Genomic DNA, 12,392 nt, shown 5'->3' with positions numbered 1-12,392 from the left:
GTGCGGAAATGCGGGTGCGGGGATGTGTGTTCGGGGAAGTGCGTACGGAGCTGCCGATGCGCGGGGGTCGTGCGGCTCACGGCCCCCGCGAGGAGCTACGTGCTACTTGCTCACCGAGAATCCCTGGGCGCGCAGCGCGTCGACCGTGCCCTTCTGGGCACCCGCGAGTGCGTCCGCGAAGGTCGACTTCTTGGTGTGCACCTTGCCCAGACCGTCACCGAGCGCCGTGGCCGTGGTCGACATGACCGGCCCCCACCGCCAGCTGTCGTTCACCTTGGCCGCTTCCTCACGGAACGTCTGGTAGATGGGCTGGTCGCCGTAGTAGCTCTGCGGAGCGTCCAGCGCGCTGTTGGCGAGCCCGGACTTGGAGGCCGGAAGGATGGCGGCCGATGCGATCAGGTTGGACACCGAATCGTCATGGGTCGACATCCACAGAGCGAACTCGGTGGCCTCCTTCGGCCGGTCGCAGTCCTTCATCACGGCCGTGGCAGAACCACCCGAGTTGCCGACCGCGTCCGTGCTGCCCCACCGGGGCATGGGCGCGACAGCCCACTTGCCCGCGGAGCCGCCGGCGTTGTCCCTGATGAGGGACGCCGACCAGACAGGACCGACCTCGGACCAGACCTCGCCCTTGCTCCACGCGGAGTACAGCGCCGCGTCGAACGCCGGGTAGGAGGAGACGAGTTGCTTGTCGAAGAGCCCCTGCCAGTAGTCGGCGACCGTGGTGTTGGCGGAACTGTCGAGCGAGACGGACCACGCGTCACCCTTGACCCCGAACCAGGGAGCGTCGCCCTGCCAGGCGAACCCGGCGTAGAGGTACGGGTCGGTGGGGAGGTTCATGATGCGCGCCGACGGATCAGCGGCCTTCACCTTCGCGGCGGCAGCGGTGAACTCGTCCCAGGTCTTCGGGACGGCGATCTTCGCGTCCTTGAAGAGATCGGCGCGGTAGAACATGGCCATCGGCGCGGTGTCGACCGGCACACCGTACGCCTTGCCGTTGACGCCGACATTGCCCCACACCCAGTCGGCGAACTCGTCCCGCTGCGGCTTCACATGCTCGCTGATGTCCTGAAGGACCCCTGCGGCCAGGAAACTTGAAAAGCTCTCGTAGCCGATCTGCGCCAGGCACGGAGCCTTGCCCGCCTTCGCGGCCGTGAACATCTTGTCGTAGCCGCCCGCGCCACCGTTGGTGATGCTCTCGTATTTCACCTGGATGTCGGGGTGTGACTTGTTCCAGAGCTCGACGGACTTCTCGTAACCCTCCGCCCATCCCCAGAAGGTGATGTTCGCCGGGCCGCTGGTGTCGCTTGCCTCGGTGTTACCGCCACCGCACCCGGTCAGCATGATGCCGGCGGCGGCCAGAAGGGCCGCCCCGGCGAGTCTCGCCCTGCGCATGACCATGACTGCCTCTCAATTCCTGTTTGTACGGCTGCTCTTGACGCCGTTGAACTGCTTCGGTGCGTTCCCGATCGCGAGCCGCACGGTCCGTTGCCGAGTCCGGGGGAGCGGGCGCGATGGGCGGATGCGCCGGGACGCGACGATCGATCCATGGGGGGTCGTGGTAACGGCGGGATACTTGCATACAAGTGCCTGGCATGCAACGATCATTTCGTGAATCCCCCTCCTCCCCCTCCTCCCTCACCCGGCCCCGACCGGGCACCGGTCCAGGGCGATCCGAGGCTGTCCCCGATCACCCGGGACGGCGTGCGGGCACGGACGTCCGACCGCGTCTACGACGAGTTGGTCTCCGCGATCCGTGAACTGAGGCTCGCCCCCGGAGCCTCGCTGTCCGAGACGGATCTCGCCACGCGACTGCACGTCAGCCGCACTCCGGTACGCGAGGCACTCGCGCGGCTGGTCGACGCGGGACTCGTGCATGTCGTGCCCCAAGTGGGCACCCGCGTGGGGTTGATCCGTCTGCGGGACGTGGAAGAGGCGCGCTTCGTCCGCGAGAGCCTGGAGGTCGCGGCCTTCGAGGTCGTCTGCGCCGGTCCGAAGCCGGACGTCACCGTCCTGCGCGAACTGCTGGAACGGCAGGAACACTGCTACCGCACCGAGGACTACGACGCCTTCTTCACCGCCGACGAGGCGCTGCACACCGAGATCTTCACGCTCAGCGGCTACCCCGGAGCGTGGCAGGCCGTACAGCGGATGAAGCTGCAACTCGACCGGCTCCGGCGGCTGTCCCTGCCCGGCGCCCCCGCGATGCGTGAACTGATCGACGAGCACCGGCTGATCGTGGACGCGCTGGAGGAGGCGGATCTCCCGGCCGGTCGCGCCCTGATCAGCCGGCACGCCCGACGCGCCCTGGAACGCGGCCCCGAGCTGCGCTCCGAGTACCCGGGCTACTTCACCGACTGACCACACGGACACACGACACACACGACACACACGACACACGGACACATGGTTCCGGAAAGGGACGTCACCACGTGAGCAGATTCGACGGGCGGACGGTACTCGTCACAGGCGCGGGTTCGGGCATCGGTCATGAGATGACCCGCCGATTCCTGGACGAAGGGGCGACGGTGTACGCGGCGGATCTCGACCCCGCCGGTGTGCCGGACGGCAGCACCCCTCTCGCGGTGGACGTGACCGATCCCGACTCCTTCGCGGCGGCGGTGTCCCGTACGGTCTCCGAGACCGGCGCACTGCATGTCCTGTGCAACAACGCCGGAGCGTCCTCGACGACCGACGCGATCGCCTGCACCGTCGAGGAATGGGAGCACACCTTCGCGGTCAACAGCCGTGGTGTGTTCCTCGGTACGAAGTTCGCGCTGCCGCACATGCTCGCCCAGCGGTACGGGGTCGTCATCAACACCGCGTCCGTGGCCGGTCTTGTCGGGCTGAAGGACCGTGCCGCGTACTGCGCCAGCAAGGGCGCGGTGATCGCCTTCACCCGCCAGGTCGCCGTGCAGTACGCGGGCACCGGTGTGCGGTGCAACAGCATCTGTCCCGGGACCGTCGACTCGCCCTGGGTGGGGCGGCTCCTCGCGGCGGCCGACGACCCGGAACAGGCCCGCGCCCACCTGGTCGCCAGACAGCCGATGGGGCGCCTCGGCACACCCGCCGAGGTCGCGGCGGCGGCCGTCTACCTCGCCTCCGACGAGGCCGCGTTCATCACCGGCACCGAACTGGTCGTGGACGGCGGCCTGATGGCCGGCTGAGGGCCCTCACCAGGAACGGATCACCATGATCAAGAGCACCGCCCTCGCACCGGGCGATGTCATCCACACCGGCACGCCCGAAGGCGTCGCGTTGTCCGGCCGTTTCTCCCATCCGAAGAAAGGCGATGTCATGGAGTTCGAGACCGACGGGTCCGTCCGGCGGCGACCACGGGTCGGCCAGGCATGACCGTACGCATCTCCCTCGGCCATGTCGACACGTACGACGCACGGATAGCGACCTTCGCCCATCAACTCGGCCTGTCCGGCGTGCAGTTGCACACCCCGGACCTGCTGCCCGGAGTCGACGGCTTCTGGAGCCTGGCCGAACTGCGGGCGCTCCGGGACCGCTGTGACGCCGACGGACTGAGGATCGACGGCCTCGAAAACGTTCCGCTCGCCCACTTCTGGAAGATCCAACGCGGTCTGCCGGGCCGCGACGAGCAGATCGAGAACTACCGCAGGACCATCCGCAACCTCGCCGCCGTCGGAATCGACCTGCTCGGCTACAACTTCCTCGCCACCTACGTCTGGCGCACCGACATGGCCGCCGCGGGACGCGGCGGCGCCAAGGTCACCGCCTTCGACCTGGCGGACATCGGCGCCGGCAACGCGCTCGCCGGGTACCGGCTGACCCCGGACCATCCGGTGGACGAGCCGATCACGGCCGAGCAGATGTGGGCGAACCATCAGTACTTCCTCGACGCCGTGCTGCCCGTCGCCGAAGAGGTCGGGGTGCGGCTCGCACTGCACCCCGACGATCCGCCCACGGCCGAGCCCCTGGGCGGCATAGCGCGGATCTTCACCTCCCCGGACGCCATCGGGCGGGCCCACGGGCAAGCGGGCGGCAGCCCGTCATGGGGGCTGAACCTCTGCCTGGGAACGGTGTCGGAGATGGACGGTGAGGAGAGCGTCAACAAGGTCATCGATCTTCTGGGACCGGCCATCTTCTACGTCCATTTCCGGGACGTCCAGGGCACGGTGCCGGCCTTCAGCGAATGCTTCCTCGGCGAGGGCAACTTCAACCCGGCCCGCGTGATCCGCCGGCTCCACGACTCCGGGTTCGACGGATTCCTCATCGACGACCACGTACCGGCCATGATCGGGGACCTGGACACCTGGGGCGACATATCGTCCGAGGCGTACTGCAGCCGGGGCCGGGCCCACGCGATCGGGTACCTGCAAGGCGTCCTGAACGGACTGGGGTTGGACGAGCGCGACGACAATACGGGAGGTCTGCCGGGCGTCCGGTGACGTCGGGGGTCCGGGTGATACCGGGGGTCACTGCTCCGGCTTCTCGGATCCCCTGAGGATGAGCCGCGTGGGCAACACATGCGTGGCGAAGGCCGATGTGTCGCCGCCCAGGCGGGCGAGTACCGACTCGGCGGCGGTGCGCCCCATCAGCTCGACGTCCTGACTCACCACCGACACCGGGGGGTTGCCGAGCAACGACGTCTCGAAGTCGTCGAAGCCGACGAGGGGCAGCCGTCGACCCGCCTCCTGGAACGCGAGCAACGCACCGATCGTGGCACGGTTGTTGGCCGCGAACACGGCGTCCGCCGCGTCGTCACGCAGCAACGCGCCGACCGCGCGTTCCGCCTGCTCCCGGGTGTGCGCCGTCGTGATCGTGAGCGAGTCGCCGGCGCCCAGCCCGGCCTCGGCGAGCGCCGTGGCGTATCCGGCGTGCCGTTCGCGCATCGTGTGGATGTCGGGCGAGTCACCGACAAAGGCGATGCGCCGCGCACCGGCGCCGGACAGCGCGAGCGTGGCCGCACGGGCCCCGCCCGCGTTGTCGGCGAGCACGGTGTCGGCGTCGGCGAACGACGCGGGCCGGTCCAGGAAGACCAGCGGAGGGATGGGCAGCGCGACCTCGGACCAGTCGCGGGCGGCATGCCGGGGCGGGACGACGATCACGCCGTCCACCCGCTGCTCCATGAGCCGGTCCATCAGACGGTCGTGGCGCGGCCCTTCCTCGTTGGAACTGGCGATGGTGACGAGATAGCCCGCCGCGTCGGCCACACTCTCTACGGCTCGGGCGAGCGACGAGTAGTAGGGGTTCGCGAGGTCGCTGATGACCAGGCCGATGGTCTTGCTCGTCCGACCGGGCCGGATACTCGCCGCCGAGAGATTGCGGCGGTATCCCAGCTTCACGATCGCCGCACCGATCCGTGCCGCGAGTTCGGGATCGATGTTCGTCGCCCCGTTGACGTGACGCGAGACGGTCTTCAGGCTGACCCGTGCTTCGCGAGCGACGTCGTTCATCGTGGGGTTGCGCGCCACCGTGGTCTCCAGCCGACGACTGCTGCCGATCGATCGTACTCCGCCACCTGTTCCTCACCCTCTGTTCGTACTCCGCCCCCTGTCAGCGGGCCCGCTTGACGATCCGTGCCCCGCCTCCGGGGACAGTGACCTCTCCCCGGTGAACGGACCCGTCCAGCAGGTCGGTTCCCGATCCGGGCACGGTGGTCTCGGTGTCGCCGTGGTTGATGAGGAAGACGTAGTCGTGATCGGCCGAGCGGCGCGTCACCACGTCGAGTCCGCCGTCGCGCGGCACGGCCGTCACCCCGGACCGCTGCGCGAGCACACCCACCAGACGCGTACGGGCCTCCTCGTCCAACTCCACGCCCACGTACCAGGCTTCGCCCTCGCCCCGGGCCGCGCGGGTGACCGCCGGCGCGCCCGCGAAGTCGCCGCCGACATATCGGGCCATGGCCTCCGCGTCCGTGAGGTCGATCTCCTCGTGCCAGGTCGAGACCCGGGCGGGCCCCGTCACCCCTTCGACCTCCACGTGGTCCGCTTCAAGGAGCGGCGCGAACTCCTCCACCCGTACGCCGAGGAGTTCACGGAACGCCCCCGGATACCCGCCGAGCCGCACCCGGTCGAGCGGATCGACGATGCCGGAGAAGTACGTGACCAGGACGGTCGCCCCCGCCTGGGCGGCGGCGGCGATACGGGCCGCGTCCTGGTCGGACACCAGGTAGAGCATGGGCACGATGATCAGCCGGTACTCCGACAGATCGGCCGACGGAGGTACGACATCGGCGGTGATGCCCGCGGCGCGCAGACTCCTGTACCAATCAAGGGCGCTCTCCATGTACGAGAGGCCGTTGTGCGGATGGGAATCGCGGTCGGCCGCCCACCACGCCTCCTCGGAGAACAGCACCGCGCAGTCCGCGACCACCCTGCTTCCGAGCGCGTCGGAACAGGACGCCAACTCGCGGCCGAGCGAGGACACTTCGCGGAACATCCGGCTGTCGGGCCCGGCGTGCGGAAGCATCGCGGAATGGAACCGTTCGGCGCCCGCCTGCGCGGCCCGCCACTGGAAGAAGCAGATCCCGTCGGATCCACGCGCGAGATGCGAGAGCACGTCCCGCCGGAGCTGTCCCGGCCGCTTCGCGGGATTGACGGGACGCCAGCTCGTGGCACCCACGGCCGTCTCCATCAGCAGCCATGAGTTCCCCCGCGCCAGACCGCGCGCCCGGTCGGCCGAGAACGCCAGCTCGACATGGGCGTCCGGGGCCGGTCGCAAATAGTGGTCGCTCGCGATGAGATCCATGTCGTCGGTCCACGAGCTGTAGTTCATGTTCTTGCCCGCGTCGAACAACACCAGATTCGTGGTGATCGGCACCGTCGGCGTGATCCGCCGCAACACGGCGGTCTCCGCCCGTAGTTGTGCCCGCAGTTGATCGGAGCTGAACCGGTCGAAGTCCAGCACCTGGGTGGGGTTCGAGTCGGTGAACGTCACCCGCGGCGGCTGGATCTGCTCCCACGCCGAGTAGGTCTGGCTCCAGGCGCTCGTCGTCCACGCGGCGTTCAACTCGTCGAGTGAGTCTTTGTACCGCTCCTTGAGCCAGCTCCGGAAGGCCACGGCACTGGCCTCGTCGTAGCACCGCGAGTTGTGACCGCCGAGTTCGTTGGAGACGTGCCACAGCGCGAGAGCGGGGTGTTCGCCGTAGCGTTCCGCCAACTTCTCGACCAGCACCAGTGATTGCTCGCGGTAGACCTCGGACGAGGGCGACCATGCCTGACGTCCACCCTGCGCCATCGTCCGCCCGTCCCGGTCGACAGCCATGACCTCCGGAAACCGAGTGGTGAGCCACGGCGGGGGTGACGCGGTGGCCGTGGCGAGATCGACCGCGATGTCGTGCGTGTGCAGCAGGTCGAGTACGCGGTCGAGCCAGCCGAAGTTCCAACGGTCGGGCGCCGGTTGCAGCGTCGACCAGGAGAAGACACCGACCGTGACGAGGTTGACCCCGGCCTCGCGCATCAGGCGCGCGTCCTCGGGCCACACGCTCTCGTCCCACTGCTCGGGGTTGTAGTCGCCGCCGAACGCCACGGGTCGGCCGCCGTACCGGGCCAGGACATTGGCGGGCCAACGGATCCACTCTGCGGTCACGCGCTCTTCTCCCCACTGCTCGGCACAACTGCCCGTCACACGTCCGCCCGGAGCGGCCCGAGCGTGCTGAACGCGCTCACCCTAGCGGTTGAGACAACGTTGTTTTAGAGTGACGTCCGCGCCACCGGAACGCAACCGCCCGGCCCGTCCGAAGCGGTGACCGTCCCACCGGAACCGCGCATCCCAGCCGCCTCCGCGCCCGCTCGGCCCGAGGTCCGTGAACAGAGCAAGGGGAGTGGACAGTGGCGGAGTTCGACGGCAAGGTCGCGCTGGTCACCGGTGGACTGAGCGGCATCGGACGCGCGACAGCCCAGTTGCTGTCGGCGCGCGGTGCGACGGTCGTGGCCGCCGGTGTCCCACCGAAGCAGGGCACCGACACCCCGGTTCCGGGTGTCGAAGACGCCGAGGTCGACGTCACCGACGAGACCGCCGTCGCCCGACTCGTCGCGGACGTCGTCAGCCAGCACGGCGGACTCGACATCCTCGTCGCCGCTGCCGGAATCCAGCGCTACGGTACGGCGGCGGAGACGAGCGCCGATGAATGGAACGAGGTACTCGCGGTCAATCTCACCGGCACCTTTCACGCCGTCAAATACGCTGTGCCGCACCTGCGTTCCCGTGGAGCGGGCTCGATCGTGATCGTCTCGTCCGTCCAGGCATTCGTCACCCAGGCCGCCGTCGCCGCCTACACCACCAGCAAAGGCGCGCTCACCGCGCTCGCACGATCGATCGCGATCGACGAGGCGAAGAACGGGATCAGAGCCAACACGGTCTGCCCCGCTTCGGTGGACACCCCGATGCTGCGGGCATCGGCCCGCGCCTTCTCCGACGGCAGCGACGAGGGCACGCGGACACTGGTCGAGTCCTGGGGGCGGATGCACCCGATGGGACGGGTGGCGCGCCCCGACGAGGTCGCCGAAGCGATCGCCTTCCTGGCCGGTGACCGCGCGAGCTTCATCACCGGTGTCTCGCTGCCCGTCGACGGCGGACTGCTCGCCAACGCCGCTGTGGTGCTTCCCGAATGAGTGCCGCCGCCGCGTCCACGGGACCCCAGATCGTGTTCCCCGGCAAGGCCCGGGTCGCCGAAGGACCCGTATGGGATGCCGGGGCCCGCCGTCTGCACTGGGTGGACATCCCCGCCGGACACCTCCACACCGGCGACCCGGTCACCGGTCGGACCAGCAGTCTCGCGCTGCCGACGCAGGTCGGCGCCGCCGTACCACGACGCGGCGGAGGGTTCGTCGCCGCGACGTCCGAGGGATTCGCGTCCGTCGACACCGAGGGAAGCATGACCGTACGGCGAGCGATCCTGTTGGACAGTGAGCGCATGAACGACGCGAAATGCGACCAGTACGGGCGCCTTTGGGCCGGCAGCACCACGATGGACTTCCACCACGGCAAGGGAGCGCTGCACGTCCTGATGCCCGACTGGACGAGCCGCGTCGTCCTGGAGGGACTGACCCTGCCCAACGGGCTCGGCTGGAGCCCGGACGGACACACCTTCTACCTCGCCGACTCCATGGCGGGCGAGATCTACGCCTTCGACGCCGACCCCGAGGGCAGCGGACTCACCCGGCGGCGCACACTGTTCCGGACGCCCGGTCACGCGGGTATGCCGGACGGACTCACCGTCGACGCGGCGGGATGTCTCTGGGTGGCGCTGTGGGGCGGCGACCGCGTCGTGCGGATCTCTCCGGACGGGGACGTGCTCGGTGAACTGCCGCTGCCGGTGCATCAGCCGTCGTCCTGCACGTTCGGCGGCCCCGGTCTCGACGTCCTGTACGTCACGTCGGCCCGCGAAGGACTCGACCTCGCCGACGACGACCCCGCCGGATCCGTCTTCGCCTTCGACCGTGTGGACGCGGTGGGCCTGCCGGCCACGGCGTTCGCGGGCTGAGCCGGGTCACGAGGGCCTGGGTTCAGCGGAGGGCGATGAGTCCCGCGTCCGTCGCTTCGAAGCCACAGGCGTCGAAGTAGAAAGGGCGCAGATGCTCATCGAAATCGACGTGCAGCCACTCACAGTTCGCCGATCGGGCTCCTTGCGTCGCGGTGCTCACCAGTTCGGTCCCGACACCGGCCTTACGCAGGTCCCGCGCGACCATCGTGTCGAGAAGGAAGGCATGGACGCCGCCGTCCCAGGCGACGTTGACAAACCCGACGAGCCTGCCGTCCTGGTGAGCGGTGACCCAGCCGAGGCTGTGACGACGCACCTGTGTGTGCCAGTCGATGGGCATCGGGGCGTGATCGAACGCCTCCGCGTGCAGCGCGTTGACGGACGCGTTGTCGAAGTCACCGCGCCACTCATATGTGATCGTCATGGCCGCATGGTAGGGCTGCATCGAAGGATGTACGGCGGTCTCGTCCGGCGGCAGGACGAGGGCTTCGCCGAGAACCCGGAAGCGGCACCGCGCTGCCGTCCCGGTCCGGCGAATAGCTCGGGTTGGCCGGGTTGTTGAAGTAGCCGAGGCCCCGCTTGTTGTTCGGGTCGGTGTAGACGCCGCTGTTGGCGGTCATCCCCAGCGCGCCGAGCTGGTTCCACTTCTCGGCGAGGATCTCCGTACCGGCCGCGAGGTTCGCCGTGTAGTCGGTGGCGATCGCCCCGGCCTCGGTCGCGTTGAACTGCTCCGGATGCATGTCGGACATGCCGGTGGTGACCTGGCCGATACCGTAACCGCAATCCGATTTGCCACGGTCCGGGTAGGTGTGGATGCTCGCACCGTTGCCGAACCAGTCGGCGTGGAGCGGATTGCCCGCCGTGCCGTTCACCGAGTGCCAGGACGCCTGCTTGAAGTTCGACTCCTGGGCGAGGATGCCGAGCGCCACCTGCGCCGGAATGTTTCCGCCGCCGGACAGCGCCGGCTTGGGGAACAGACCCTGGCTCGGCTGGAGGGCCTGCCGCTTCGGGTCGTTCCGCTTGACCAGACAGGGGATCTCCGCCACCGCGACGGAACCGTAGACCGGCACACCCGTACCGGACAGACACAGCGACTCCGGGCTGCCCGCGCCTTCGCGGGACGGCGAGCGATCAGCAGGTCCGCGCGCGGTGATCACGGCACAGGAGTCGGATATGTGTCGGGGGTACGCGAGCAGTGGTGGCCGAGTTCCGGAGTCGGTGTTCAGGGTTTGTCCGAGGTGCTCCCGGACTGCTGTGTCGTGCCGTCGATCGTGTCCAGGAACTTCAGCATCCGGTCGTTGACGTAGTCGGCGTGGTCGATCTGCGGGCCGTGGCCCGTCTGGGCGACGATCTCGGCGCGGACGCCAGGAATCAGCCGCGGAACGCGCTCCATCTGCCGCTGCGGGTGCACGAGAAGGCTCCGCTTGCCGAACAGGAGGTGCAGTGGTGTGCGGATGGTGCGCAGTTCGTCGTCGGTGAGCGGTAGCGGAGCCGGGCGGCGGATGCGGAAGGCGCGGACGGCGGACCTGATCATCGTGCGCAACTCCGGTACGACGAGCACCGGTTGCTCCAGCCAGGCCGCCAGGCGCGGGCGCAGGGCCTTGGGGGCGAAGGTGGCGAAGAGGCCGGCGAAGATCCAGACGTAGAAGCGCAGCCCCACTTTCTCCAGCCCGCCGGGGTCGAGCGGTGTGACCGAGGCCAGGCGTTCGGGTCCGCGATGTGCCTGGTTCAGCACGAGCCAGCCGCCGTAGGAGGAGCCGATGAGGTGGACGCGGTCGAGACCGAGGCCGGCGAGTGTCTCGTCCAGCCACTGGGCGGCACGTTCGGGCTGGTGGATGGGAGCGCGCTGCACACTGCGGCCCGGGTCGCCGGGGGTGTCGATCGCGTAGACGGGGCGTTCGGCGCTGAGCGCGGCGGTGTTCGGGTACCACATGGCGGAGCAACTGCCCGCTCCGTGCACCAGGACGACCGGGGTGCGGGACGCGGCGGCGGGGTCCGCGGGGCCGTACCGGTAGACGTGTGTCGTCCCGAAGGTCGTTTCCACGTCGAGTTCCGCACGGATGGGGGCGCCCAGCGCGTAGACCGCGTCGCAGGCCGCGAAGTACCGGTCGCGCAAGGTGTCGTTGACATAGCGGCCGATGTCGGCCGCGGCGCGGTCAGGGGTCGTGGCTTCGGGCACGGTGGGCCACCTCCTGGAGTGGGGCGTTTTGATGATACGAACGTACCATGTTGATGGTACGGGCGTATCATCAAGCTGTCCGGCCAGGGTGGACCGGACGTACCGACAGGCGGAGAGCGGCCGATGCCCAAGCGCGTGGACCATGACGAACGGCGCACCGAGATCGCCCAGGCCCTGATCAGGGTCGCGGGGCGGCGCGGACTGCACGCAGTGGGGATGCGCGATGTGGCGGCGGAGGCAGGGGTGTCCCTCCGGTTGGTGCAGTACTACTTCGAGACCAAGGAGAAGCTGCTGCTCTACGGGCTCCAGCAACTGGCCGAGGAGTTCGGTGAGCGGGTCGCCGTCCGGCTGCGCGCCGCCGGGGACGATCCGGGGCCCCGCGAGACGATTGAGGCGCTGCTGTGGACGTCGTTGCCCAGCGACGAGGAGAGCCGTACCTTCCATCTCGTCTACACCTCGTACGCCCTCCTCGCCGTGACGGACGAGGCGCTCGCCGCGCAGCCCTTCCTCAAGAGGCCCGATGCCGCCGAGGACGTCCTGACCGACCTGCTCCTCAAGGCCAGGGACGCCGGTCTCACCGAACCCGGCATGGACGTACGGACGGAGGCGATCAGTCTGCTCGCCATGGCGGCCGGGCTGGGGACCAGTGTCCTCACCGGGCAGCGCGGCCCGGACTCCGCCGCCGGTGTCCTGACCCACCACCTCGACAGGCTCTTCCAGGGCGGCGCCGGCGTGCACGTAAAGTGATCGCGTTGCGAA

Annotated in this window: 13 protein-coding genes; 7 read left to right on the top strand and 6 right to left on the bottom strand. The window is 69.0% G+C overall.

All coding sequences use genetic code 11. The annotated features are described in order from the left end of the window. Positions 1-102: 102 nt before the first annotated feature. On the bottom strand, positions 103-1,395 hold the full coding sequence (locus tag ACFVT5_RS31900; RefSeq protein ID WP_389895161.1) for an ABC transporter substrate-binding protein: 1,293 nt from the start codon (positions 1,393-1,395) through the stop codon (positions 103-105). A 309-nt stretch (positions 1,396-1,704) separates the two neighbouring features. Between ACFVT5_RS31900 and ACFVT5_RS31895 the strand changes: the two genes are divergently transcribed. The 4 genes from ACFVT5_RS31895 (at position 1,705) to ACFVT5_RS31880 (ending at position 4,418) form a co-directional block, all read left to right on the top strand. Then, positions 1,705-2,361, top strand: coding sequence for a GntR family transcriptional regulator (locus ACFVT5_RS31895; protein WP_389895159.1), 657 nt, complete (start codon positions 1,705-1,707; stop codon positions 2,359-2,361). A gap of 71 nt (positions 2,362-2,432) precedes the next feature. Next, the gene (locus ACFVT5_RS31890; protein ID WP_389895157.1) at positions 2,433-3,167 is read left to right on the top strand and encodes an SDR family NAD(P)-dependent oxidoreductase; all 735 of its coding nucleotides are present in this window, start codon (positions 2,433-2,435) and stop codon (positions 3,165-3,167) included. Positions 3,168-3,192: 25 nt separating this feature from the next. Beyond that, entirely contained in the window at positions 3,193-3,354 is a 162-nt protein-coding gene (locus ACFVT5_RS31885; protein WP_389895155.1) for a fumarylacetoacetate hydrolase family protein, read from the top strand. Further along, positions 3,351-4,418 carry a mannonate dehydratase gene (locus ACFVT5_RS31880; protein ID WP_389895153.1) on the top strand — a complete coding sequence of 356 codons (1,068 nt, stop codon included), beginning with the start codon at positions 3,351-3,353 and terminating at the stop codon, positions 4,416-4,418. The genes ACFVT5_RS31885 and ACFVT5_RS31880 overlap by 4 nt, the downstream gene beginning before the upstream one ends. Positions 4,419-4,445: 27 nt before the next feature. Here ACFVT5_RS31880 and ACFVT5_RS31875 read toward each other — a convergent pair whose 3' ends face one another. Then, positions 4,446-5,444: a LacI family DNA-binding transcriptional regulator gene (locus ACFVT5_RS31875; RefSeq protein WP_389895151.1), complete on the bottom strand. Its 999-nt coding sequence runs from the start codon at positions 5,442-5,444 to the stop codon at positions 4,446-4,448. Between the two features lie 82 nt (positions 5,445-5,526). Further along, positions 5,527-7,560, bottom strand: a complete 2,034-nt coding sequence (locus tag ACFVT5_RS31870) for a beta-galactosidase (protein ID WP_389895149.1) — start codon at positions 7,558-7,560, stop codon at positions 5,527-5,529. 242 nt (positions 7,561-7,802) lie between these two features. Here ACFVT5_RS31870 and ACFVT5_RS31865 point away from each other — a divergent pair, with 242 nt between their 5' ends. Continuing rightward, positions 7,803-8,585, top strand: a complete 783-nt coding sequence (locus tag ACFVT5_RS31865) for an SDR family NAD(P)-dependent oxidoreductase (RefSeq protein WP_389895147.1) — start codon at positions 7,803-7,805, stop codon at positions 8,583-8,585. Next, on the top strand, positions 8,582-9,457 hold the full coding sequence (locus ACFVT5_RS31860) for an SMP-30/gluconolactonase/LRE family protein (RefSeq protein WP_389895146.1): 876 nt from the start codon (positions 8,582-8,584) through the stop codon (positions 9,455-9,457). The genes ACFVT5_RS31865 and ACFVT5_RS31860 overlap by 4 nt, the downstream gene beginning before the upstream one ends. 22 nt (positions 9,458-9,479) lie before the next feature. On the opposite strand, the gene ACFVT5_RS31855 is transcribed toward ACFVT5_RS31860, so the two are convergent. The 3 genes from ACFVT5_RS31855 to ACFVT5_RS31845 form a co-directional block, all read right to left on the bottom strand. After that, positions 9,480-9,878 carry a GNAT family N-acetyltransferase gene (locus tag ACFVT5_RS31855; protein WP_389895144.1) on the bottom strand — a complete coding sequence of 133 codons (399 nt, stop codon included), beginning with the start codon at positions 9,876-9,878 and terminating at the stop codon, positions 9,480-9,482. Next, positions 9,862-10,611, bottom strand: coding sequence for a hypothetical protein (locus ACFVT5_RS31850; protein WP_389895142.1), 750 nt, complete (start codon positions 10,609-10,611; stop codon positions 9,862-9,864). Before ACFVT5_RS31850 ends, ACFVT5_RS31855 begins: the two co-directional genes overlap by 17 nt. Before the next feature lie 65 nt (positions 10,612-10,676). Next, positions 10,677-11,633: an alpha/beta fold hydrolase gene (locus ACFVT5_RS31845; RefSeq protein ID WP_389895140.1), complete on the bottom strand. Its 957-nt coding sequence runs from the start codon at positions 11,631-11,633 to the stop codon at positions 10,677-10,679. 123 nt (positions 11,634-11,756) lie between these two features. Here ACFVT5_RS31845 and ACFVT5_RS31840 point away from each other — a divergent pair, with 123 nt between their 5' ends. After that, positions 11,757-12,380, top strand: a complete 624-nt coding sequence (locus tag ACFVT5_RS31840; protein WP_389895138.1) for a TetR/AcrR family transcriptional regulator — start codon at positions 11,757-11,759, stop codon at positions 12,378-12,380. The last annotated feature ends 12 nt before the right edge of the window (positions 12,381-12,392 follow it).

It is taken from the genome of Streptomyces sp. NPDC058001, assembly GCF_042886315.1.
In the GTDB taxonomy this organism is placed as follows: Bacteria; Actinomycetota; Actinomycetes; order Streptomycetales; family Streptomycetaceae; genus Streptomyces.
The sequence above is the reverse complement of the archived record's forward strand: the minus strand, read 5'-3'. Positions and strand labels throughout refer to the sequence as shown.